We start from the raw sequence: 24,821 nt of genomic DNA, 5'->3' as shown, positions 1-24,821 counted from the left end.
TATAAATCCACAATCGTTTTCTTAAAGTCATCATTATATTTTTTGCCTGTAGGCTTACGTTCCAATTCGGACACATCTTCTCAAAATAATTGTAAGGACTTAATTAAACTGTGTCCATGAAACTATACTAACTCCACATTATTAAAAAAAGATGCGGCTACTGCTCCAAAAATAAAAAGAGGATTTGGTGAATTTGTAAATGAAATTAATCTTTCTGCTTCAACTCGTGTTAATCGTCCTTCCTTTCTTAGTCTTGCAGTCAATTTTGCACCCATAGGAAAACCGGAGACCATCCCCATTATCCATATAAATCCGCCTTCCCCTGGAACTTTAAAAAAAGGTCTCATTAAAGGTTCTAATAATACTCCTAAAAATCTAACTACTCCAAAGGTTATAAGTAGTTCGGTCATAACAAAAAAAGGGAAAAGTGCTGGAAACACAATTCCCCACCACATTTCAAGACCCCTTACAAAAGCATTCACAGATTCTTTCGGGAAGGAAATAATTGAGACAGTTAAAGTAGTTATAATTAAAGCAATAAAAATTGTTTTAAGTTTGGAATAGAGCAATACCTTTCCTCCTCAAAGGTTTCTACTTGTAATTCATAATTAGAGATAGTTATCTTATAAAAACTATATTTTAGTAGAATTTCAATTAGAACGTAATAGCGTACCACTAATTCACTAAAACATAAACTGTGGTTTTTATTTTCAACCTTATTGGGGTAATCACAGGGTTCTTGTTGTAGACCGCAAGGCAAACTCTATTAAAAGAGAAATGTAGTTGGTGTCAGTAACGCTACTGTCTCCCTGTTCTCTTTTACACTAACCTGCTTACTAATTCATTAAAATCCTAAACACATGAATACCATATACAAACTTAGTTGACATAATCACAAAAAAAGGAAGCTCTCGCACGAAGAACCCCCTTATCCGACAAGGGGTTTTCTTTATATTTCTCCTTCTTCTATATACATGATTTTACATTGTTGATTTAACAAGGTTTCCAGCCCTCAAATCAGCCTGGTGGCTGAATAAAAAAGCGGGATTTTATGCAGTGCAATTCTTGTAAATCAAAGTGATAAATAGTAGACACAAACTGTGAAGCAAGGAGTCCGGAAAGAAATTGAAAAGAAAAGTTGTATTTTTGCAAGACAATATAGATTAATGCAAATGAAATTTTTCAGTCACAACCGTGCCCTCCTTCTTACCCACAAAAGGCTCATCAAAATCACAATTATAGCCGGAAATACGAAGTTCAGTGCATATCTTGTGTATAGATGCACTTCATATTCCGTTAAACGAGGGACGATGACAAGACTGCCAATCCCAAAAGAGGCTACAAATATCCACGGGGTCAGATTATAGCCTTTCCACTCCAGATTTTTAAACCGAATTATGCTTTTTAAGAGTTCTGTTGCCACGTGCCAATGAATGAGAATGCTCAAAAAAGAAATAGCCAGATTCAATATAACGAACAGAAATAATACACGCTCGATGAATCCCTACTTCATCCGGATCGAATCGGCGGTAACAAGCCAGGGGTGAACAAGCACATCCATGTTCATGAAACCTTGAAAGCCAATGGGGATGAAGTACGAAGTAAATAAGGCCAAAGCGCCAGTTAGCCCTATCACAATTGCATACTTCCAATTTATTTTTTGTTTTCTGGCAAACACACGGTTAAACACAATCAAATTAGCCGGTCCGAGAATAACATAAATGGCTGCGGAAAATGACGAGTAATCTGGCATGCTCACAACGTATGTCATTGCCTCCTTCACAAAATCCCAATTCATGCCTTCATCGAAATACATTTTGGTAAAAATAAAAATTGTAAAGGGAATGCTTAGAAGAAGCACAATTTCGATCGTATACAGCACACTTTTGGAATTCATCAATATGCCAAATGAGACAAACAGTAATAGGAGTACGAGAATGCCGATAACCGGCATTTCGGGCGTCAAAAATCTTTTCAAGAGATCAGAATATGTAATAAGAGTAATGAGCCCCGCTATGAACCAGACGATGGCTGTAAGGACGAGCAATGGAAAGGCAATCCATTTGGACATATATTCTTTCAGCAATTCCGGATACCCTTTTTCGGGAAAACGGGTAAATATATGTGTCTGCCAGTATATGATCACTGTTCCTATGAGGAGAGCGAAAATCATGGAGACGATGGCCCCCTCTTTACGGGCCTGGTATAAAACAATTGGAACAGATGTAACCATATGAGTGAACATGTTCACTGCCAGCAAATAATAATAATAACGGTTCATGGCCAAATCCTTTCCTTCTCTTTTCTTTTCTTTGCACAAACAGTTTTCAATGCGGCTCGCCGTAAAGTTTTATGTGGGTTAAATACATCATTAAAATGACAAAGCCCAAAGCCAGCCCGCCTATCTCAGCGACAGTCGCTATGACTAATTGAGCATACTTCATCACCTGGATAACCACATTCATCCCATTGATGAGGATGGCAAAATTGGAAGTAGATGCGGCAGCTATAGTAATCATCATACTATTAGATACCAAGGTTGCTTCAGTTATAGCGGCCCCTAATCGAATTCTGATGCCTTATTATAAATAAGTATATTTAATTCTATCCAAAAACAACGGTATAAAAGCCTCAATCGGACGGACGCAAGATCGGATAGAGGCTCCAGGTAGATACCTCACGTCAGTCATCTTTTTCACGATTCTCTATGGTAGGCGGACGTATTTGTTCCCCGAAGTTTTCAATCGTGACATGGTATTGGACATCGACCTTGGCATGTTGGAACTGCTTTTCCCATTTGTATTCTTCAAATTGTTTCATGGTCCAAAAGTTTTTTCTGGCTTCTGCATACCACACGAATGGCTCTCCTTTAAATTTGTTTTGCATTTTTTTAATTAAAGATCCCGACGCTTGTTCCATCTCTTTTTTAACGCTTCTTTTCAGGGCGTCTTGCCTCTTTTCATGAACGGTATAATCCACAAGACCGGGATTAGACAGGATTTGTAGTTTTATCGGTACTTCTGCATGGATTTTAGGCGGCTTTTGGTTGGTGTTTACTTTGATTTTTGTATTCCCGTTTTGCATAAGGCGAACTGATATCCGGTAGTCCTCATTTACGGGATCTGGAAAAGAAGCAATCATTGACTTTGTAAGGTTTTTTCTTCGCAACAGCAGTGAAATTCTCGTTTCCTCTCCGTTCAATGTTCCAATCATTATACGGTCCTGGAAGACGGCTGACCCGATCATTTGGACAGGGTCTCCTGACTTTTGTGGCACGTCTCCCGCCAAATAGGCATCTTCGTCCGTCTTTTCCTCCTCATCTCTTTCAGCTGTTGCGTAAACCCCTAAAAACAACTCCTCCTTATTCCGTTGAAAAAGGACATTTAGATTGGATAGCGGAACGTAGCCTGTATGCCTCCATCTGTTTTCCATAAACTCATAATATTTGTGAGGGCGCGTTTCCATCGTCGGCTTGTTCGCATGGATAAACTTCCTTGCCTCTTCCTTTGAGATAATCAGCAGAGCCTCCCTCCTCATCTCTGGATCAATGATGGCCGATCCGATCATGTGCCGAAACAAATCCTCCCTTGCCAGCTTTTCTCCCACAATAACGGTCTGCAAATGGCTGAACGTAATTTGTCTGGAGTGGGAGGTCTGTACCAGTTCTTTGGCAGATAGCAGATCAGGTGCTGCGACAGTGACAATATCCGATGGCGGTTCCTTCTGAGCTTCTGCAACCTGGGATGTATTCACCTGGGAGTTGACAATCTGGAATGTGACATCCACCAGGTGATCCTTTTCCCCTTTATCCAATCCGATGGCGACCACAAAAGCTTGTCTTTCCAACTCTTGACGGTCCCCGCATCCCGCCAGAAAAAAAGTGAAAAAAAGGACTAACATCATCAACCAAATGGATTTCATTTCTTTATCCTCCCTCTGAACAAGTCTACTCCCCATAAAACCACTGGAAGGAGGAGGAAAAGGCTGGAACTAGATTTAAGCAAAAGTCCCCTGACTTGAAATCCCTGAAAAGTATTCTCCATCATCACTCCCAGCAGAACAGCCAATCCCGCTAAAGGAAAAAGGAGGCGATTAAACGGTTTGAAATTCATCACCTTGCCGAGCAGGAGAGCAGAAAGATATAAGTAAATAGCAAAATGGATAGCGGCCCCTAAAAACCATAGGGCCAAAAAGATGACTTCCACGTGATTGGCAAGTGACCCGATCATAGCCATCCTGGTCAGATGATGATATGGAAACGCTATATCCTGCACGGCGGGATAATCAAACATCATGACATATACAGCCAAATAAAGCGCCATTTTTACAGTGGATACTCCAAATCCCCATAAAGCCGCTTTCTGATAAGCATCAAATGTCCTTACATGGGAAAACAGGACGCCAACGAGAATAATGTCCCCAAAAAAAGCGCTGTATTCCGCACCACCTTTAACCAACTGCATGGCTCCGGACCCGGCAATCGGAAAGATAAAAAGATAATTCATTTTTTTTATCATAGCCACAACGAGAAGCAAGGATGTCACCATAAAAACGGGTACGATCAACCAGGACGCCTGGCCAATCGCCTCCAGCCCCCTGTGAGCAATGTAAAAAGATACAGTCAAAACCAAGACGACTAATATAAAAAAGACAGAGGTGTTCGGATAATACATCGAAATGAGTATATCCGCATAATTGCGGCTGTTGATGGCAGTTGATGAAAAAACAGCCAAAAACATGGCAAATGTGATCAAACGGCCAAAAAATGTTCCTGTCAGTTCAAAAAGGATTTCCAGCAGACCAGCGTTATGTTTTTTAAGCAGCCGCAACAACAACAGTAACGGGCCAAGTAAGAAAGCGGCAGAAATAATAGGCATCATCCAAGCAGCATTAATACCTTTATCCAAAAGCAGATTAGGCGTGGAATCGGTGATCCTGATGGCCATCATGATATACAGGATGGCATAAAACTCCCTTGTCCCAATCTTCTCGTCCGACACCTGTATCATGAACGGTTTCCTCCCCTGGATTTAGCCCTCAATTTCTCCTGTGGCTTCATGGACAAGGGGCGGAGCCACTGTCTTCTAAGAATCGGCCGTAAAAAAAGATCGTGAGAGGACGGCTCATGTGGTGAAAGCGGTGCAAAAAAGGGCACGCCAAATGATTTTATAGAAGTGGCATAGGCCAGCAATGCCGCAAATCCCAAAGCAATGCCGACAAACCCTAAAAAGTGGGCGGCCATCAAAAAGCCAAAACGCAGTATGCGTAGCATGACACTCAGGCCGACATCAGGAATGGCAAAAGATGAAAGGCCCGTGATGGCAATTACGACCACCAGCAAAGGGCTGATCAGGTTCGCCTGAACGGCCGCCTGACCGAGGATCAAAGCCCCCACAATGCCGATCGTTGTCCCAAGCGGATTTGGCACCCGGATGCCCGCCTCTCTCAATATTTCAAAGGTGACTTCCATCAAAAGCATCTCCCACAGCGTCGGAAATGGGACCCGTTCCCTTGTCCCAGCGATGGCAAGCAGAAGGTCCGTCGGAAGCATTTCCGGATGAAAGGTGGTGATAGCTAGATAAATGGCTGGCATGAGCAATGCAAGAAATAAGGCAATCAGGCGTATAATTCTGGCGAAGTTTCCATATGCCCACCTCAGAAATTGATCTTCAGCTGTATGAAAAAGTGACCAAAATGTGATGGGGGCGATTAGGGCATCGGGCGAATTATCCATCAGTAACACAACATGCCCCTCCAATAAAAAAGAACTTGCCCGGTCCGGGCGCTCCGTTGTCATGGTGGACGGGAATAAGGAATAAGGCCTTTCCTCAATCAGTTCCTCCAATGTAGAAAGTGTCAAAACAGCATCCCTGTCAACCTGAGCGAGCCGGTCTTTAATGTTTTTCACCAGTGCCTTGTCTACAATGTTATCAAGATATAAAATGGATACTTCCTGAGGAGATTGTCTGCCCACCGTTACCGTCTCGGAAACAAGCCGGTGATCCTTCAGCTGCCTGCGAATAAGCGAGCGGTTGACGTCGGCTGCTTCCACAAATGCGCTTTTCGGCCCTCGGAGGACGATCTCACTGGTTGGTTCGGAAACGGAACGCTTTTCAAAACCGGTGGTGTCTACCACAATGGCCTCCTTCTCGCCGTCAACTAAAATGACCGTATTGCCATTTAGCAATAGTTTCACTGCTTCATCAAAGGTCGCGATTTTCTTTCCGCTTGCGATTGTGAGAATATTATTCTTTATTTCATTAATAAGATTGTTTCCCAAGTTCATGTTTAGCGACGACTCAAGCAAGGGTTTGATAACATGTCCATTGATTTGATCTGTGTTAGCAGCTCCGGCGACAAACAACACCATCGCTTTACGGTTAATCGACGGAATATGCATCTCTCTGAACTTTAAGGCGTCATTGGCGGGATATTGAAACAATTCTTCAAACCGCTCTGTGTTGAGTGCGAGTGCTTCAAAAAAACTTCCCTTTTTATCTTGAATCGGCTTCTTTTGTTCTTTATCTCTTGCTTGAGGTTCACCCTGTATTTTAATAAGTCTTTTTTTGAAACGGCTCACGATCAAGACCTCCAACCCAAATGGACTATAATGGTCAATATAGACATAGCAGGTAAAATAAATACATCATATTCAAAAAATTGAAAGGACATAAACAGAAGGCATGAGCGTCAAACCTTTTCTTTACAAAGACTGTTTATTCGAATTTTTAATGCCTTAGTGATTCTCATAGTGTTTTTCCCTTTCCTCTTAAAATTATTGAAAGGAATTTTCCAAATAAAAAGGCCCCTAAACTTAGGGGTTTTGTCTACAATTTTTTTATTTAAAGTGAACCTGTTTCACATAAACCCTTCGGAGATCCAGTTCTGAAAGCCCCCGTTTTTCAGCTGCTGCCTTAATGAGGGCGATCTCAAGATACATCGCCTCTGAAAGAATCTTCTTTTTTATATTCTTGTTGATTTTCACAAAAAATCCAGCTAAAAGATCGTCTGGCAGCTGATCGTATAAAGACAAAAGATTCCCCCAAATCCAAATTGTTGTATATATAATATATGTATTTTTATTCATTACTTCAACAAGAGGTTAAATTCTCAATCAAGGAAAAATCAAAAAAGACCTGCCGTGCCTTTTAATCGTACTGCCAATAACCCAATAATCGGTAAACCCATTTACTCTAAAAATGAAAAGCAGGCTCAAGTCTGCTACTTATTGCTACCTATAGCATCTAAAACTTCAAAGCCTGCTTAAGAACCATAGTGTAAGCGAAAACATACCTTAGGTTTCCAAAAAAACAATATTTCTTTCAACTTCTATGGCTTAGTTTTCTCGTTGTTTCATTCTCATAAAACTTATTCAATCTATATCTAGTTAAATCACTTTTTCACAGAGATTTCTGTATAATAACCACTCTGCTGGAGCTATTTCAAATTTTCGGGAATTATTATGCAATCAAACGTTGCCAGCTTTTAATTGGTATCGTTCTTCTGACATTTCAAAGAAGATTTTTACTTATAGCAACAGGTATAGATGCCGAGGAAGCAATGTAGGATATGATTTCTTTTTCGATAAATACCTTAATAAAAATATTCATTCCTCAAAAAAGTTCTCTTCTATGCGATCGCTGAGTAACAAATAGAGGAATTTCTTATAATTCTCTCATTATAAGATGTTGACTAAATTAATACCTTCCGAACAGGCTCTTAGCGTATGTCTTCCATGAAATAGTAGCGATTGTGCTTTATAAAGTTAGGTTGTAATTGCGTTGTTTCTTTTATGTTATGTTCATTTATTGTCCTTACTTTTCCTCGTTTTATCCCAAAAAACCCAAAAAATTTCCTTTTTTGCGCCGAATTGTAGTAACTAATCCAAATAAAGGACATGCTAGTTACGTAACGTTTTTGCTACAGAAGGAGGTAAAATACATTCTTCAAAAAATGATCAAATGGATGTTGATTATGGATTCCGTGATTTTTATTTTGTACGGAGGACTAATAAGTTTACATATCATGTTTTATCCAAATGTCTATCTGCCTGTGTCAGAAGCTTGGAAAAGTATGCTTCTTTCTTTTGGGAATGGTTTGTTGTCCCAGCATTTAGCTACATATTTGGATAAAGACAAAGAATTACTAAACAAACAAGGAGAAAACGAAAAATATTAGATCTAAAGGGCTTATTGTGCTCCTGAAAATGTTCAAATATATGCTTCTTTTCTTTGTTGGTTTTCTGTTCACTATTTTTATTTACGACAAAAACTCTCATCCGGATTTTCGTTTTCTTAGACAGTAATTTTTTACCTTAGTTATTACAGCCGGGAATGATGAATAGTAGACATAAAACTGTGAATCAATTCAGTTTCAACAAATAAAAATAAATAGCTAGAAGATAAATGACAATGTCAATCACAGCCCAACATTTATAAAAGAACATTAAGTAGCCTTTTTTATGTCTTAAGAAAATAAGCACTCCAAGAGCAATTATTACTGTGATGATATATAAAGGACTATACGTTAGTTGAGCTAATAAAGTAGTCGTTGATAGTTCTGTAAAACCAGTCATGTTACTTCCAAATAAGAAAAGTAAAATCAACTAATTTTATCAGAAGTACATAAATAAGTAATCGTGGAAATTATCAGTAAAGATAATGACATTGTTCGTGAAAAAAGAAAATACTTAATGCACAGTTCGTTGAGAATACGCAGTATCTTAGACGCTATTCTTTTAAAGCGTAATAGCCTTAAAACGATGAAAAGGGCTGGAATTGGCCCTGAAAATACAGTTTTTTCAGATGAAGTACATGTATAAAAATCCATGTATATAAAATCCTTTATTCTTCATCTAACGTCTTTTTAGATACATCCGCTTCCTTCACCAACTCAACGAAGTTAGGATTATCTATACTCTTAATTTCCCAATAACCTGAATTATATTTATGTATGACCGAATAAGATTTCCCCTGGTATATCACTATTTCCTCTGACATATTCATTTCCCCCTATAGTTTATCCCCTTATTTTTTGTATGAGAAAGCAGAAATCTTACAATTTCCTGCTCATAGTAACCTTTCGATATAAGGCAACTACATCTTTATTTGCAGCTTCCCATGCTTCATCCCTTAAGATGGGTATATCAAATGCTTGTTCCATCTCAGTCATTAGAGAAGCCAGCATTTCATCTTTTTGTTCATCTGAAAAATTTCCCTGAATGATTGTTTCATAACGCTGGTTATATTCCTCTAGTGTCATTGTGTCACCTTCTTTTTAGCCCGTATTAATGTACTCTTGGAAATGCCCGTTATCTCTTCAACCTCTTTATAAGAGTGAAGTTTCAATAAATCTAAAGCATGTTCTAATTGTTTTTTGCTGTACTTCTTGGGTCTGCCTTCTCTAAAGCCTTCACGCTGTTTAGCAATTGCTTTTCCCTCTTGCGTACGCTCTACAATCATATCCCGTTCAAATTCAGCAAAAGCACTCATAACGTTAAATACCAGGCGACCAGTCGGTGTATCTTCAACCAACCCCATATTCAAAATGTGGACCTTCACACCTTTTTCAAATAGTTCTCTTACAGTCTGAATTGCGTCAACAGTAGACCTGGCGAAACGATCCAATTTGGTTACGACAAGAGTATCTCCTTTCTCCAATAAAGTTAATAACTCTCGAAATTGCGGACGATCTGCTTTCGTCCCAGTGAACTTCTCAGAAAAGATCTTGTCACAGCCTTCTTTCTCTAAAGCTTGCATCTGTAATTCAAGATCCTGTCTAATTGTACTCACTCTGGCATACCCATATTTCATTATGTAGCAGCCCCTTTTCGACTTCATTTATGGCACTAAGTTTTGACACACCGCCATACTTTGATATTACTGGACCTGAAGATAAGTGTCAATTCTTTTAAGTAATGAAGATAAAATTCATCTGAAAATAACCTTGGAGCACCTAAGTTCACATCTTCATCCGTAAACCCAATTGGCACAGGAAAATTTTCTTGGATAAATATATCTTTAATATTTTCTATAAGCGTCTCATATAGATTTAGGGCTTTTTTACGACTTTTTTGATATCTTTATCATCGATATGCTGAAGAAAGTAACTAAGAACACATTTGGCCATCGTATTCCCTGTATAAGTTGCCCAAAGTTTTCCCATTTCAGTAGATGTTAATCTCATTTGATTATGATTGCTTTTCATTGTACAACCTCCAATATTGTGTACATCAGAAAATAATGTGTCCTTTATTGGAAAATATATACGAGCCCCTAAAACAACATATAGAATGCGAAAAGGAATCATAAGTGAGATTAACCTTTTTTATATTTATGGGTAAATAGCGAATGTCTTCGTAGCTCAAAAACAAAACCCTTATAACAGGGATTACCAAACTTTGTTTTAAATTATCAATCTTTTTTATTATCCATTATCAAATTTTATTTTAAATTCACAACAATAAAGTTATTGAATTTTGTTTTAAAAGATACGAGCTGGATTTGAGTCAATAATTTGAGCACAAAACTATACTAACTCCACTTGCGGCTTTATGGTACTTAATGTTTTAAGGTTAATGTAAGGTTTACATTAAATTCGTGTAAGGTTGGGGCGTTATACTCGCTTTACAAAGATAACTTTTAAAAGGGAGTAGTAGAGTATGAATCCATCCATTACACAAAAGGAAAGAATCATTTCCTTAGATATTATCCGTGGTTTTGCTTTATTTGGGATTTTGTTAATTAATGTAGGGGCCTTTAAAATCCTTACTGATGACACGGTGATTCCAGATTATAACGGTATGAACGGAATCGTTGCTGTATTAACCGATATTCTTGTAGAGAAAAAATTCTTCTCCATTTTTTCTTTTCTATTTGGTGTGGGGTTTTATATTTTTGCCTCGCGTGCTAAAAGTCGTGGGGATAAGCCACGCTGGCGCTTTGCCAGACGTTTATTCGCTCTGTTGTTAATCGGTATTATTCATTTTTTATTTTTTTGGGGTTCTATTCTAGTACCCTATGCCGTTATCGGCTTCCTTCTGATCCCTTTTTATCGGGCAAAGGTGTCAACAATTAGCAAGTGGCTTGGCGGATTGATTACAGTGCACATCTTATCGCTATTATTGGTGGTCTTTGCTCCAAACATGGGGATGTTCTCAAAGATTTTTACCTTTCTTGGGAATGATGCGATTACTATTTTCATTATGTTTTTATCTGGATTTTTAGCAGCTAAAGCGAATTGGATTAGAAAAATAAGTGATTTGTCCGTTCAGATAAGATGGCTCCAAATCGTTACCTTTCCACTGTTTATCGGTTTCTCTATTTGGATCTGGTTCGCATCACAAGGTAACGATCAACATATTCAAGAAATCATTGCTTTAGGTACAATACCGACAACCTATTTATACTTATCGAGCATGTTTGTCATCCTAGAAAATAAACGCATGGCAAAACTTCTGCAGCCGATTGCCAAGGTTGGCCAGGTGGCGTTTACAAATTATTGGGCACAAAGCTTTATCGGGCTGGCCATCATTTCACTCATGGATCTTGAAGTGGTTTCGCCGATAAACATTGTCATTATTTCCATCATTATTTTTACGATTCAAATCATTTATAGCGTCATTTGGTTTAAATTCTTTAAGATGGGGCCATTAGAAAAAGTATGGCGATTTATGACATATGGCAGAAATACAGCAGCCATGAGGAAGTAATGACGCTATGAATGTCTTGTATTCAATTAAACAATAATAAGGCAGACGAGATGCGCAAATATCAGCGCATTTTGTCTGCCTTTTAAACTGATTGAAAGTATAATGGTCAAAATAATAAAAATAGACGACAGCCATGACGAGTTAATTGTGTACAGATAATAAAGTTATTTGCTTCCTATTGAACTAACGCACTTGATAGCTCATCATGTCTAAAGACTTTATTATTTGACTCCTATACTAAGCTTTCTTCTCCCCCATTTTATGATAAAGAGACATGATGACCCAAATAGCAGTTGGAAGTGCGATTGCTCCAATGATCATAGACGCTATAAGTTGAATGGGACTGCCATCGACAAATAACAAAATAATAACAGCCACTAAGAAGAGAAGGATAGGTATCGCTTTCGATAGATGAACGAGTCCTTTTTTTTCTTTTGCCTTCCATTTGTTGTTGTAGGTTGCAGTTACAGTCCATGCTGTCGGAATGGCAAACACAGTTAAAACAATAGCTATTACACGAAGTACTGATTCTAAGGTGCCAGAGCTTATCATCGCTCCAACCCATGTGAGTACTGTTATTAAAACTAACGGAATTGCTAGGGGCTTCATGGAACTAATTAAATTTTCATACTTTTCAATTGATGTATCACGGTCACTATAAATCGGCTTTGTACCAGGATGTGCTCGAAATAAATGAATATCTCCTTCTGAGGCAATATGCGACCATCCACAGGATGAAAAAAAGTCAAAGTATTCCTCTTCTTCATCCTCTTTTAATGAACGATAATCTACACTGTAGATATAATCTGAGCTTTCTCCTTTTTCAAGCGTATACCCCATAAACTTAAAGTCACTGACATGCCATCCCTTCAAAGAAAATCGGCGCAATTTTTCCATGTCCTTATCTTCAGAAAAAGCTAATCCACCTGACGTAATATACTTTGTTTGTCTCATTCTTCAACCTCCTTCAACCCAGCTTCCGCTAATTGAATCATCTGTTTTCTTAGCTTCACATCTTCTTCTAATACGTCTCTGCCCTTTTCAGTAAGCAGATAGGTTTTACGCCTTGAATCCGAACCATCATACAAATAAATCCACTCTTGTTTTAATAACTTTTTAATAATCGTGTACATTGAAGCAGGACCTATCGTAATGGCACCTTTTGTTGTTTCTTCAATTAAGCTCATAATTGCATAACCGTGCCTTGGTTTCGTTAAAGCAGCCATAATGTAAAACATTGAGTCTGTTAATTGCTCCGATTTATTCAATCTATCACCCTCTATATCACCTTAGGATATATCATAAAACGATATATCTATCTGTAAACAATATATCATGATGTGATATATATGTCTAGAGTTATATCATAAAATGATACATTAATTTATGATACCTTTCTTATACAGTAAAAAAAGAACCCTTATGCCGGGCTCTTCACTAAATCTAAAAGTAAATGATGTTCTTGTTCATTGTTCTTCTACAACTAAACTGTTCCATTAGTGAAACAAGGATTTTTAAATAACTTTATTATCTCTAAAAAATTCTTAGTATTAACGGATTGACCAATGCCATTCAAGGGCTTTCTTTTCTATTTTTTTGACAAAATTGTCTTTACCATCACAATAGCCATCAATGTCAGTGGGATATTTTTCAGCTAATTTACTTTTTAATTCTCCATATTCTTTACTTATTTCTGGATGTTGGCGAAGATAATCTCTAAACGACAGGTGTCTTTCAATTTCTTGTACATTGTCATACTGAAAAGCATGAATGTGATGAGTCCGATTATCCCTGCCTTTACGAAAGTATCTTCTTCCTTCTATTCCGAACTCACCCATGACTTCATAGCCAATGCTTTCAAATTGTTCAGAGTAAGTATCTAATTTACTGATGTCTTTGACGACAAGTAGAATATCGATGATAGGTTTTGCTTTTAGACCTGGAACGGATGTACTGCCAATATGGAAACTATTCAACAGTTCTTTTTGAAGAAAAGTCTTAATAGACCGTTCTTCTTTTTTATACTCATTGTTCCAATTTTGATTATAACCTACAACTTTTATATTCATTAAACGCACCCCCTTGCTTTTTCACACAAACAATCCGAATACCTGTTATTTTAAAGCCCCTTACTCCACTAAAGCGCCTGTTAGTTGAAAAAAAGACTATTTGTTTTTTCTATATGGCATGTTTACCGATTAATATGTCCACATCAACAGTTATTTGAGTGGAATCCTCATTAAAAAAAGATTTTACCTGCTCTTCTGTTGTTGACCAAGTTAGCGGAGTCATGTGAACCAACCATTCAAGTGAGAATTTATTAAGGTTTATGGTATAGCTCAATCTTGAACTTTCTACAAATTGAAACCTCTCATTAAATCTCTTTACAGTCTCTGAATTAGAGTAATTTTGTTTTTCAGGATGATGAAAAAGATGTTCTCTTAACTCTTTTAAGTAACCGCTTTGAGGCACAATCTTAATTAGTAAGCCACCTGATGTCAACAATCTATTAAATTCGGCATAATTTGACGGAGATAAGATATTCAGAATAACATCGAACTGTTTGTTTTTAAATGGTGTGTTAGCAAGGTCAGCCACAGCCCAAATCTTATTAGAGTAGCACTTAGAAGCTGCCATGATGCCTTCTTTAGAAATATCTATGCCTACTCCTGCTACGCTTTTGAAAAAGCCAGACCTAACAATATCGCAAATATCAGCAAGATGTGAACCCTCGCCACAGCCTGTATCAAGTATAGATAGTATTTCTTCTGTCTTATCAGCGTGTTCATCTATCATTTTTGCAATTTCATGGATGAGCGGTTTATAAAATGCACCTTCGGTAATAAGTTTTCTTCGTGCTTCAAAAAGACCTTTGCTATACTTGGTATTTACTGAGTGAGTCATCAAGTTTACATATCCTTGCTTGGCAAAATCGAACGTATGATGATTTGAGCAAACTAAACTTTTAAACTCCATAACCTTCATAGATGAATTACAAATTGGGCAGGCAAAAATGCCTTCAAAATGGCTCACATATTTCGCACTCTTTATTCTTTTATTCTCCTGTAACAAAGAAGTCACCTCATTCATTCGTTTTTAGATAAATGAAAAAGGCATAGACAAATAAACCCTCATCATATTTTCAAAAAAAACATGAGTTGGATTTGAAAATAGTCTATACCCATTTTTATCTATAACGAATGAATTGAATAATCATGAAACTAACTCCTTTTTTACATAGATAGGATTAAACCTACAGATAAATAATAACGAGTCTTTGTCGTACTTGCAAAGCTTTTTCATAAACGATCAGACTTTTTGATAAATAATTAAGCTTTATTTCAAGGCCACAGTTTTATCACAAAGTTTGATCATTTAAACACCGTGTTTCGAACGACAATTGCTCCCTTTTTCCTCTATATCTTTTTTAACAAACTCGTTTTAGTAAAAAAGAATCAATTCTTCTTAGATAAAAGCCCTTCCAGGCGGTCTCACCGGTTGGACAAGCATCAAAAAAGCCAACATGAGCTTGTTGGCTTTAAACAAATTATAACTTAAAAATGAAGTTTGATTATATGGCGTAGTTTAGATATAAAAAAAGAGAAGTGCTGTAACACTCCTCTTTTGGTAACACTGCCGTCAGGGCAGTTGTTGTCACGTTATAGAATTAAGCTTTATGTGATCTACCCTTTTTTCTGCTTGTCACGACGAGGTTGGATTCGATTTAATAATTTATTGTTTCAATTCATTTAATCTTCGATTATATAAAGCCTTTCTTCCGCTAATCCAATATCCAAACAAAAACAGTTCACCAATCATAACGAATAAAATTAATTTTGCCATTGACCATTCAACCATTCCTAATGTGTGTAAAAATGTTAATGTGACTAAATATAAGAGCGGCAAAATAAGCCCCCAATACGGCTTATCCCGAGTGGATAACAAATGTTGAACGGCAAATACAAGCAGGATTATACACAATCGATACCAATCATTCATTTATATCTTATCTCCCTTGTCGTAGTGTAAAGGCTCTGCTGTTTGAACATTGCGCTTTGCCCATAATTTGATTAATTTGTTCAAGAAAACAAAAAGGAGCAAAATCCTAATAAGCATATGTCCTGCATCCCAACCGAATGGAAGATGAAGAAGTTGCGGCAGCATTTCAATGATTCTGTATCCAAAAAATAAGATAAGAGCTAAATAGATGACGTATTGAAATACTTTCATGAGGCTTCTCCTCTTTGAACCATCCCTTTCTTTTCCTTCAGGCGTCCGCTCAATGAGAAATTTGTCCACATACGCAGGAGCATTTCGACCGGGCCACGCTTCCATTTTTTAAAATATTGAATGCTTATCACACATTGAAGGGCGTAAATTATGATCCCCATGATCATTGCAGCGAATACGCCCATTTTTCCGAACATCCCGAATCCATAGCCATAAAAAATGGTCGTACAAATAACGCTCTGTACTAAATAATTGGTCAATGAAAGCTTTCCTACCTGCTCAAATGCATATATGAACTTAGCAAATTTGCCGCTTGTTAATACACGCATAAATAAAAACACATATCCTAACGCTAACAATTGCCCGCCAGCATTTCCTAAAACCCCTTCCCAGTTACTAGTAAATTGGCCCATTATTTTGCATACGATAGCGAGTGGCACAAGATATGATCCATATTTGTATAACTTTTGTTCCGCCCGTATATTTTCAAATACATTCATTTTGGCAAAAGCCATTCCTGCTAAAAACAGCGGCGCATAGACAAATGGCGAAAGCAAGAGAACAAATAGCAGTTCGATTGGATCATCATAATACGGTGGAATAGCGTTATTACGAAAATCATAAACTTCCAAATAACTGCCGTTTTCATAAACCTTGTGTTCCTGTTCCACGTAAGCATCGTATTTGGTTTGCTCTTTCTCCGTTAAATCGTTTAGCGGCCCATACATAAGGGCTGTGCTCAAAATGAAAAACACACCGCTCCAAATCATTAATGTTTTGGCCTTTCTATTAATAAAAATGAATAGGAAAAACATCGTCAGACCGTAGAATAATAAAATATCCCCTTCCCATAAATAAGTAGCATGTAAAAGTCCTAGCAATATTAAACCGATGGCCCGTCTTACGATTACCCATCGGCTTTTGCGTCCTTTATTTCGTATCGATTCGATAAGCTTAATTAATGAATAACCGAACAGTAAAGTAAATATGGGCATAAACGAGCTCTCGATTAAAACTTTTGTTATATAATAGGCACCTTTATCAATCCAGGACAAACCAGTCACATGATCTTTCCCTATCATGCCGTATTGAAAAATCAGCAGGTTTGCTAGCAAAATACCTAATAAACTAAATCCACGTAAACTATCAATGCTCTTCACACGCTTTGATGACATTGCAGAACCTCTCCTTAATCGTTATCCTTATATGTATAATGTAGACTGAAAATCTTACCAAAACTTAATGTCTACCTTAAAGTAATCTTAAAAGCAGGTGGAAGGATGCCAGAAGCAAAAATTGCGGTGCTAGAAGATGAAACCGCCATTGCCCAAATGATTGAAATTATACTTAAAAAAGAGGGATTTACAAATATTGAGCATTTCAAAACCGTACAAACTATTCAAGATACGCTTCAAACAAATACATATGATTTTTATTTACTCGATATTATGCTACCAGATGGGAGCGGACTAGAAGTAGCTGAGGAAATTCGGCGCGTGAGTGATGCACCGATATTTTTCTTAACAGCAAAAACAAGTGATGCAGATAAGCTAATTGGCTTTATGAGCGGGGCAGATGATTATATTACAAAGCCATTTAACCCTCTAGAGCTAGTTGCACGAATTAAAGTTCAGCTGATGAGATATATGAAGCAAAAAGAGACTGATAGGGCTGGAACAAATACTATCTATACATGCGATTTCTTTACATTTGACAGATCTGCTGCCGAATTAACGGTAAATGGACAGACTGAGATGATCAGCGGTCGACTGTATCATTTGTTGAAATATTTATGCGAAAATGAGGGACTCGTGTTATCGAAAGAACAAATTTATGAACGGGTGTGGGGCGATACATTTTATGATGACAATACCATTATGGTTCATATTCGAAAACTACGAGAAAAAATTGAAAAAAACCCCGGGAAGCCTCAATGCATTGTTACTGTCCGTGGCATTGGATATAAGCTTCAAGGTGAGATAATAAAATGAAATTAAAGCCTTCAAGCAAACTGACTTTAAAATTTAGCGGCTATTTTGTTGTGTTTTATTTACTGTTTGTTATGAGCATTTTTTTTAGCTTTGGTCTTTTTATCTACTTTATATACGATAAAATCGGCGACAATGTGCATATGAAAACAACCTATGAATTTGAAGGGATTGTTGAGGATGAACAGCTTCCTAAATCATTAGAAAAAGCGGCTGAAGAAAACTTAGGACAATTTTATTTATTGGATCAAGATCTAACGATTTTGGATTACACAGGTAACGTATGTCAAATTTGCGATCTTACAAATGAACAATTATTGAATTTAGAGCTGCAGGGCATGCAAAAATGGGTAGCAGACGGCTATACATTTTTATTTATTGCAGATTTGCCGGCGGATGAAATACTGCAAAAATTACTAGCAATATGGCAGCCATCAAAACCGTTAACTGCAGAAGCAAAAGCGATTTTAAAAGAGGCAGGTGCGATGGTGGATGTTTATGATAAAAAGTGGCAGAGAACTTTAACGTGGGGTGCTTCTAAAAAAGCATTAACAAGAGCTGACTTGCTTGACGAAAATTATGATATTTTCGAATTAAAAGAGCTAACGCAAAGTAAGCAGGTTGGGGACTATACTGTAGCAGTGCGGCTTGATAATCCATCTTATAAACCTTTTTATGGTCCATTTAACAAAGCCATGATTTTATTAGTAAGCGTTTTTATTGGCGGACATATTTTGTTAATTATTGGTGTTCTTTTGTTTTCTTTAAGCATTTCTCGGCAATTCATCCGGCCGATTGTGTATATTATGTCCCGTATTGAGAGACTCGCACAATTTAAATACGAGCCTTTAAAGGATAAAATTATTTATCATAAGAAAACTGGAAAAATGAAAAGGAAATACCGCTTGTTTGAGCCAGTAGATACATCATTGAATCATTTATCAGAGCGGCTTGCCTATAACGAAAGACAGCTTCAACATACAGAACAATTAAGAGAAGAATGGATTACAGGACTTTCACACGATTTAAAAACACCGCTTAGCTCTATTTACGGCTATTCGACTATGCTTGCTTCAGAAGATTACCATTGGTCCAAAGAAGAAATCCAGCAATTCGCCAAGACGATGCAAGAAAAAGCGAGCTATATGGACGCATTGATTAAAGACTTAACCTATACGTATCAGCTAAAAAATAATGCGGTCCATTTAAACAAAGAACGAATTTTATTATCCGATTGGCTTGAACAGTTTCAGGATACGCGTATTGACATAACGGTAGAGCATGGCTGTGATGTTTATGCCGATAAATTAGCGTTAAAGCGAATCATGGATAATCTGCTTTCCAATGCCATAAAATACACGCCTGAAGATCAAGCAATTCAGTTAAGTGCGACTTGTACAAACCGTAGTACGACAATAACGATTTCCGACAAAGGGCCAGGTATTCCGCAGGCGAAACTCGACAATTTGTTTACAAGATACTACAGGGAAACCAATACGACCGACGCCGCAGAAGGAACAGGTTTAGGGCTTGCCATCACAAAACAATTAATTGATTTGCATGGGGGGACAATTGATGTGCAATCCAACGCTAACGGAACGACTTTCACCATTCAGCTGTCGAACCAACCAAATGAATAACTTTTAAAAAACATCAAAACACGAGAAGGTTCCTCTTCGGAATCTTCTCGTAAATCCTTCTTAAGTTACAATACAACCGTTGCGCCAACTCCTCCTCTTTTTAAGATTTCCTTGTTATCTAATTTATTGATTCCCTTTGCAATCTTCTCAACTTCCCCAATAGTACATTCCTAAAGCAAAAGGTTTTTCGAGAATAAACACAAGCAGGAAGTCTTTTAGTTTGAAAAAGTAACCTGTTTTCATTAAAACTCAGAAAATAAATCAACCAAGAAGCCTATATTTAATGCTTCTTGGTTGATTTATGAGCTAGTCTTCTATTTATAGAATACAAATAACCTTTATTTGATCATCGAACAACTGACTATACATATATCTTATTATTTACGTTGAGCTTTTAGCCACTCCATTGCAACATGGACATGCAGGGCTGCCCCGTATTTGAAAATATCTTCATTCTGATGCATGCGAGGATTGTGAACAGGCGGCTCTCCCTCTTTGCCCGTGCCTAAAACAACAAAAGCAGAAGGAACTGCTTGAGAGATATGAGAGAAATCCTCTGATCCGCCTAATGCTCCAAGGTCAGTAATATTTTCTTTTCCCATAATATCTTCAAGTGCGGGCATGATTTCATCAATAAAGTCTTCATCATTATGGGTCGTTGGTGTATGGAAGTCCACAATATTATATTCGCCGCGCCATGCTTTCACTGTATGATCAATCATTTCTGGGATTCGCTTGCACATATGGTCTCTTGATTCTTGGTCAAAGCTGCGCATATTTCCTTGTAACACGGCTTTATCAGGGATAATATTGGTCACCGCACCACCGCTCATTGCTCCGATAGAGAATGTCACATGAGCACGTGGGTCTACTTCGCGCGTATATAATAAATTTAAGCTTGTATATAATTGGTTCATGATCATATTCGCATCAGTGGTTTTATGTGGTTGTGAACTATGTCCTCCATTTCCTTGGATTTCAACAATATAAGTATCCATGGCTTGAGTAAGTGTCCCTTTGTGAACAGATAATGTACCGGCTTCTTGGTCAGGCATAATATGAATACCAAACGCTGCATCTACTGTAGGATTTTGCAGCAATCCATCATCAATCATTAACTTGGAGCCATAGCCCCACTCTTCACCCGGTTGAAACATTAATTTAACAGTTCCTTGCAGTTGATCTTCATAATTCTTTAATACTTGGGCAGCGCCTAATAACATAGCAACATGTGAGTCATGACCACAGGCATGCATTTTGCCAGGGTTTTTTGATTTATATTCGGATTCATATTCTTCTTCAAGCGGCAGTGCATCCATATCGGCACGAAGAAGAATACACGGTTCCCCTGTTCCAATAGTCGCTACGACACCTGTACAATGTTTCTGTGCTCCAAATCCAGCCTTCTCATATTTTTTTGTAATTTCCTCAGGCACGACACCACATGGCTTGTTTTCAATCCCCATCTCATCTAATCGCTGACGAATATACTTTTGAGTGTTTGGAAGATCAAAGCCCAACTCTGGGTACTGGTGTAAGTACCGGCGATCTTTAATGATTTGTTCCTCATACTTCTTTGCTTCTTCAAAAAAATTACCCATATTTGTAATAGTCTTAGCCATTATGCTGATTCTTCCTTTCTCTTGAAATTCCTGCCTTAAAGATGGGAGGAACATTCTTTTTTCTTTATAATGAAGTTACAGTGCATCTTGTTGTGAAATATCTGAATTTAAATCAAACTTTGGTTTTGATTTAATGGCAATAAAGAATAAGACAAACTCTACAACCGCAAGTGCAATTAACACCTTGATCAGCAGCCCGTATGAATGATTAATATTATAAATCAACCCTGCTGCTATCGGAGCTACAGCTGCACCCAACGAAGTAAACAGAGCAACTGTTCCATATTTTGAACTGTATTCTTTCTCACCAAAAAGCGCTCCTGTAAGATAGGCAGGTGTTACTGTAACAGCTGTTGAACCTAATGCTGAAAATAATGTATAAAGAATACCAGGAATTAATAAGTTGGCCTTCAGTAAAAACAGAAAACAGATAATATCTGACGCAACGATAAAAGTTAACGTTTTGATTAATCCTAGCTTGTCATATAATCTTCCGACTAAAAGTTTCGCCCCACTGACCATCGCTGAGGCTAATGATAGTAGCAATGCAGCTTGTTGGGTTGGAGTTCCTATATCTGTTAAATAAGGGACCAAATTGATAATCATACTATTTACAACAATTCCCCCGACAAGGATTCCTGCACAAAGAGCCCAAAATGATACCGACTTGAATGCTTCCTTTTGAGTGACGCCTACTAATTCTTTCTGTGGTGCACCATTAGAAGTCTCCTCTTCGCCTAGAGGCAGTAGACCCTTATCAGCCGGGCTTAATTTAATAACAAATATAATCAATGGAACGAGTACAACCAGTATTAAAATCCCAATCGCAAGATAAGCCGTTCTCCATCCGTGAGCTGTGATGATCCAAGTAACTAAAGGACTAAGAATCATACTCCCGAAACCTGTTCCCGACAAAGCAATCCCTAAGCTTAAGCCGCGTTTTGCATTAAACCAGTTTGTGATCAGAACGGAGACGGGAATCATTCCAGCTCCTGTCAAAGCCATCCCCATTGGTACGGCAAATAAAAGAAAGTGAATAAGTTCAGTTGCAAATGAAAAACCTATATACGCCCCTGCTCCCAGAAGGGTAAAGATCGTCATGTATACTCTAATGTCCATCTTTTTCATTAACCTGCCAGCGATTGGAGCGATGATCATGGCTGTTGTTGCCATTACGGTGTAATACATGGTAAATTCAGCTCTGCCAAAACCAAGCTCTTCTGTAACCGGCTTAGTAAAAAGTGACACTAAGTTTGCAATAGGCGCATATAAAAAAGTCATAATCAGGAAGCCTGCTACTAATATCCACCATCCGTAAAAAATACCGCCTTTTTCATTCATATCACACTATCCCCCGTTTTCTTTTGTTATATTGACTTACCAATCCCCTCTAGTGTCACTCATTTCACCAAATAGAGAATAGCATTAATAAGATCACTTCTCATCGTTACAGAATGACTCATCACAACAAATTACATAGTCCCTCTCATTAACTGACAGGGTAATCTTTCACCCCCCTCTAACCATTTGTGTAGAAGCTACAATTCAACTAATCCCTTGAATAGTTCAACTCCTGTTTCAATGAGGTCATCATAGAAGTCGTACTCATAGGTATGAACTTGTGGATAATCTACTCCGTTTCCGATAAAGCAATATGCCCCCTTTGTTAACTTTAAATAGTGGCCAAAATCATCCGAAGCACGAAAAGCCTCTTTGAGTTCCACCAATTCCATTCCTTTCGATTTTGCTACCTGACGAATTTTATCAGAGCTCTCCTTGTGATTTACCGTCTCCGGAAAAGTATCATTATAGGAAAAGCTTACTCTCAGTCCATGCCTTTCTGCTTGCGTTAAAGCAAGTTCTTCAAGGTTTTTCTGGAGCTTGTCCAATTCTTCCTCATGCAGGGCACGAATCGTCAGAAGTAAATCTCCTTTGCTCGCAGACATTCCGAAAGCTCTTTTGCCTATATCCACTTGGACAACCGTGCAGAGTACTAAGCCTCTATTGTTCTCTGGAGAAGTAAACCCAGGAATAGCATCGATAACTTTCGCTATGGCAAAAGCCGGATTGACCCCATCCTCGGGCTGGCTGGCATGGGCAGGCACCCCTTCTATCTGGATGGTCATGCCTTTGGAAGCACAGTGAGCGGTACCATCTATCACATTGATGGATTTAAGGGGCACACCGCTCATATTGTGGTAAGCAAAAATTTCTTCAATATGGTTCTCCTCGATAAAGGCAGCACATTGAACAGCGCCGTCTCCTGTTTCTTCTGCATGCTGGAAAAGAAAAAAGACGTTTTTGTCTGCGCCATTTTGGTCAATTTCAAGTGCAAATCCTGCTAGTGTTGCTGAGTGTCCATCATGTCCGCATTTATGTGCTTTTCCCGGGATTTGAGAAGCCCATGGAAGATCGATCACTTCATCCATTGGAAGTGCATCAAAATCTGCACGAAAAGCAATATTGGATTTATATACTCCAGCCCGGTAAGTGGCATAGAACCAATCGCCTTTATCTACAATTTCAAGACTCGTATGCGTTTTCAAAAAATCCATTAAACGCTGTTTTGTCCATACTTCTTCATTAGAAAGTTCAGGATGTTGATGCAATTCACGACGCAATTGTTTAGCAAGTTCTAAGTTTCTCTTTTCCATTGTGACTATCTCCTTGAGTTAAGCGTTTTCTAAAAAAGATTCAATGTGTAGTTAGTATTAGAGTCATTGCTCAGTCAGCTGATAACGTATACATGACAACTGGATAGCCCCTTCGTTATGTAGAGAGCAATCGCTTTCAAAACTCAAAATACTATCCTCATTCATGAGTCTTTCATACTTATATGCAAATCCTATGCCAAAATTCCGTTACCTTTATCCTCCCTCTATTAAAGAAAGCTCCACAAAGAAGGGTAATTTTTTTTACTAATCAGGTGAAAATTTTCCCCCTTTTTATCCTGTAACCTTGTATTAAGTTTGGTCATGTTCATGCTTATTGAACTAAAGATCCTTTTAATTTATTAAGAGAAACGAATATATTACAAAGAGTGTATTAAAGAAAGTAGATGCGTTGTATATACTGTTATCAATAACGATGAGAGGGGTCAATGAGGAAGAAGCTCAAGAAGAATGAGAAGAATGAATGGAATATAAACATCTTGATGCATATTTATTGTTCGTTGAAGCATTAAAAAAGAAATGGGTGTTTTATTTTCCGAAAAAATTTTTTAGTGATTCTGACGAAGAGTAAAATAAACGACTATTTGATCTTTTAAATGGCTTGTTCCAGAAGCAGATTGTTATTAGCATGAATATAAAAATTTTGTAACATAGGAGAAGGCTTAAGAATGGTTGGCCAAAAGGCTTATAAGGGATTACACACTTAAAAAGATACTAGATACCTTTTACATTCAGGGAATCCCTAGTATGTACAAAAAAGCACCTGGCCAGTTTTACAAAAACTGGCCAGGTGCTTTTTATAATTTACATATCCCAGAGGATTCGAACCTCTAACAGTCAACTTATACGTGTAAATTTATTGCTCTTCCATTGAGCTACTGTGGAACAAAGTGGGCCTGAATGGACTCGAACCATCGACCTCACGCTTATCAGGCGTGCGCTCTAACCAGCTGAGCTAC

The 24,821-nt window shown here is 37.9% G+C and carries 23 protein-coding genes, 1 tRNA gene and 2 pseudogenes; 4 read left to right on the top strand and 22 right to left on the bottom strand.

Annotated elements, in window-relative coordinates; translation table 11 throughout:
• Positions 1–128 precede the first annotated feature (128 nt).
• The 7 genes and pseudogenes from ACH0BF_RS23875 to ACH0BF_RS23845 form a co-directional block, all read right to left on the bottom strand.
• A pseudogene (locus ACH0BF_RS23875) lies at positions 129–569 on the bottom strand (nucleoside recognition domain-containing protein); the annotation flags it as partial.
• A 935-nt stretch (positions 570–1,504) separates the two neighbouring features.
• A complete protein-coding gene (locus ACH0BF_RS23870) occupies positions 1,505–2,281 on the bottom strand; it encodes a GerAB/ArcD/ProY family transporter (protein ID WP_340856936.1) in 777 nt (258 codons plus the stop codon).
• Between the two features lie 46 nt (positions 2,282–2,327).
• Positions 2,328–2,552 carry a spore germination protein gene (locus ACH0BF_RS23865; RefSeq protein WP_406910416.1) on the bottom strand — a complete coding sequence of 75 codons (225 nt, stop codon included), beginning with the start codon at positions 2,550–2,552 and terminating at the stop codon, positions 2,328–2,330.
• A gap of 130 nt (positions 2,553–2,682) precedes the next feature.
• Entirely contained in the window at positions 2,683–3,921 is a 1,239-nt protein-coding gene (locus ACH0BF_RS23860) for a Ger(x)C family spore germination protein (protein ID WP_340856772.1), read from the bottom strand.
• Positions 3,918–5,009 carry a GerAB/ArcD/ProY family transporter gene (locus ACH0BF_RS23855; RefSeq protein WP_406910414.1) on the bottom strand — a complete coding sequence of 364 codons (1,092 nt, stop codon included), beginning with the start codon at positions 5,007–5,009 and terminating at the stop codon, positions 3,918–3,920. The genes ACH0BF_RS23860 and ACH0BF_RS23855 overlap by 4 nt, the downstream gene beginning before the upstream one ends.
• Positions 5,006–6,580, bottom strand: a complete 1,575-nt coding sequence (locus tag ACH0BF_RS23850; RefSeq protein ID WP_340856774.1) for a spore germination protein — start codon at positions 6,578–6,580, stop codon at positions 5,006–5,008. The genes ACH0BF_RS23855 and ACH0BF_RS23850 overlap by 4 nt, the downstream gene beginning before the upstream one ends.
• A gap of 258 nt (positions 6,581–6,838) precedes the next feature.
• On the bottom strand, positions 6,839–7,033 hold the full coding sequence (locus ACH0BF_RS23845) for a hypothetical protein (RefSeq protein WP_340856775.1): 195 nt from the start codon (positions 7,031–7,033) through the stop codon (positions 6,839–6,841).
• 941 nt (positions 7,034–7,974) lie between these two features.
• On the opposite strand from ACH0BF_RS23845, the gene ACH0BF_RS23840 reads away from it, so the two are divergent.
• Positions 7,975–8,178, top strand: coding sequence for a hypothetical protein (locus tag ACH0BF_RS23840; RefSeq protein WP_340856776.1), 204 nt, complete (start codon positions 7,975–7,977; stop codon positions 8,176–8,178).
• A 665-nt stretch (positions 8,179–8,843) separates the two neighbouring features.
• On the opposite strand, the gene ACH0BF_RS23835 is transcribed toward ACH0BF_RS23840, so the two are convergent.
• The 4 genes and pseudogenes from ACH0BF_RS23835 to ACH0BF_RS23820 all read right to left on the bottom strand — a co-directional run bounded on the left by ACH0BF_RS23835 (position 8,844) and on the right by ACH0BF_RS23820 (position 10,164).
• A complete protein-coding gene (locus ACH0BF_RS23835) occupies positions 8,844–8,999 on the bottom strand; it encodes a hypothetical protein (RefSeq protein ID WP_340856777.1) in 156 nt (51 codons plus the stop codon).
• 55 nt (positions 9,000–9,054) lie between these two features.
• Positions 9,055–9,261 carry a hypothetical protein gene (locus ACH0BF_RS23830; RefSeq protein ID WP_340856778.1) on the bottom strand — a complete coding sequence of 69 codons (207 nt, stop codon included), beginning with the start codon at positions 9,259–9,261 and terminating at the stop codon, positions 9,055–9,057.
• On the bottom strand, positions 9,258–9,812 hold the full coding sequence (locus ACH0BF_RS23825) for a recombinase family protein (RefSeq protein ID WP_340856779.1): 555 nt from the start codon (positions 9,810–9,812) through the stop codon (positions 9,258–9,260). The genes ACH0BF_RS23830 and ACH0BF_RS23825 overlap by 4 nt, the downstream gene beginning before the upstream one ends.
• 35 nt (positions 9,813–9,847) lie before the next feature.
• A pseudogene (locus ACH0BF_RS23820) lies at positions 9,848–10,164 on the bottom strand (DUF3231 family protein).
• 496 nt (positions 10,165–10,660) lie between these two features.
• Here ACH0BF_RS23820 and ACH0BF_RS23815 point away from each other — a divergent pair.
• On the top strand, positions 10,661–11,710 hold the full coding sequence (locus tag ACH0BF_RS23815) for a DUF418 domain-containing protein (RefSeq protein WP_406910413.1): 1,050 nt from the start codon (positions 10,661–10,663) through the stop codon (positions 11,708–11,710).
• A 237-nt stretch (positions 11,711–11,947) separates the two neighbouring features.
• Here ACH0BF_RS23815 and ACH0BF_RS23810 read toward each other — a convergent pair whose 3' ends face one another.
• From ACH0BF_RS23810 to ACH0BF_RS23780, 7 genes are all read right to left on the bottom strand, one after another.
• A complete protein-coding gene (locus ACH0BF_RS23810; RefSeq protein ID WP_406910412.1) occupies positions 11,948–12,664 on the bottom strand; it encodes a DUF2812 domain-containing protein in 717 nt (238 codons plus the stop codon).
• Positions 12,661–12,948, bottom strand: a complete 288-nt coding sequence (locus tag ACH0BF_RS23805; RefSeq protein WP_406910415.1) for a PadR family transcriptional regulator — start codon at positions 12,946–12,948, stop codon at positions 12,661–12,663. The genes ACH0BF_RS23810 and ACH0BF_RS23805 overlap by 4 nt, the downstream gene beginning before the upstream one ends.
• Positions 12,949–13,260: 312 nt before the next feature.
• The gene (locus tag ACH0BF_RS23800; protein WP_340856784.1) at positions 13,261–13,779 is read right to left on the bottom strand and encodes a GrpB family protein; all 519 of its coding nucleotides are present in this window, start codon (positions 13,777–13,779) and stop codon (positions 13,261–13,263) included.
• A 109-nt stretch (positions 13,780–13,888) separates the two neighbouring features.
• Positions 13,889–14,782 (bottom strand): putative RNA methyltransferase, encoded by an 894-nt coding sequence (locus ACH0BF_RS23795; RefSeq protein WP_406910411.1) that lies wholly within the window; start codon positions 14,780–14,782, stop codon positions 13,889–13,891.
• A 660-nt stretch (positions 14,783–15,442) separates the two neighbouring features.
• A complete protein-coding gene (locus ACH0BF_RS23790) occupies positions 15,443–15,709 on the bottom strand; it encodes a hypothetical protein (protein ID WP_406910410.1) in 267 nt (88 codons plus the stop codon).
• Complete coding sequence (locus tag ACH0BF_RS23785) at positions 15,710–15,940, bottom strand: hypothetical protein (RefSeq protein WP_406910409.1); 231 nt, start codon at positions 15,938–15,940, stop codon at positions 15,710–15,712. It abuts the gene before it with no gap.
• Positions 15,937–17,115, bottom strand: coding sequence for a DUF418 domain-containing protein (locus tag ACH0BF_RS23780; protein WP_406910408.1), 1,179 nt, complete (start codon positions 17,113–17,115; stop codon positions 15,937–15,939). The genes ACH0BF_RS23785 and ACH0BF_RS23780 overlap by 4 nt, the downstream gene beginning before the upstream one ends.
• A gap of 105 nt (positions 17,116–17,220) precedes the next feature.
• Between ACH0BF_RS23780 and ACH0BF_RS23775 the strand changes: the two genes are divergently transcribed.
• Positions 17,221–17,931, top strand: coding sequence for a response regulator transcription factor (locus tag ACH0BF_RS23775; protein WP_340856792.1), 711 nt, complete (start codon positions 17,221–17,223; stop codon positions 17,929–17,931).
• Positions 17,928–19,568, top strand: a complete 1,641-nt coding sequence (locus ACH0BF_RS23770) for a sensor histidine kinase (RefSeq protein ID WP_406910407.1) — start codon at positions 17,928–17,930, stop codon at positions 19,566–19,568. The genes ACH0BF_RS23775 and ACH0BF_RS23770 overlap by 4 nt, the downstream gene beginning before the upstream one ends.
• A gap of 377 nt (positions 19,569–19,945) precedes the next feature.
• Here ACH0BF_RS23770 and ACH0BF_RS23765 read toward each other — a convergent pair whose 3' ends face one another.
• The 4 genes from ACH0BF_RS23765 to ACH0BF_RS23750 all read right to left on the bottom strand — a co-directional run bounded on the left by ACH0BF_RS23765 (position 19,946) and on the right by ACH0BF_RS23750 (position 24,821).
• Positions 19,946–21,190 (bottom strand): M20 metallopeptidase family protein, encoded by a 1,245-nt coding sequence (locus ACH0BF_RS23765; protein ID WP_340856794.1) that lies wholly within the window; start codon positions 21,188–21,190, stop codon positions 19,946–19,948.
• Between the two features lie 75 nt (positions 21,191–21,265).
• Positions 21,266–22,531, bottom strand: a complete 1,266-nt coding sequence (locus ACH0BF_RS23760) for an MFS transporter (protein ID WP_406910406.1) — start codon at positions 22,529–22,531, stop codon at positions 21,266–21,268.
• A 197-nt stretch (positions 22,532–22,728) separates the two neighbouring features.
• The gene (locus ACH0BF_RS23755; RefSeq protein ID WP_406910405.1) at positions 22,729–23,844 is read right to left on the bottom strand and encodes a M20 metallopeptidase family protein; all 1,116 of its coding nucleotides are present in this window, start codon (positions 23,842–23,844) and stop codon (positions 22,729–22,731) included.
• A gap of 909 nt (positions 23,845–24,753) precedes the next feature.
• Positions 24,754–24,821, bottom strand: a tRNA-Ile gene (locus ACH0BF_RS23750).

The sequence above is a fragment of the Pseudobacillus sp. 179-B 2D1 NHS genome, assembly GCF_045370945.1.
Lineage (GTDB): Bacteria > Bacillota > Bacilli > Bacillales > Domibacillaceae > Pseudobacillus.
This window is presented reverse-complemented; position numbering and strand designations above follow the sequence as displayed.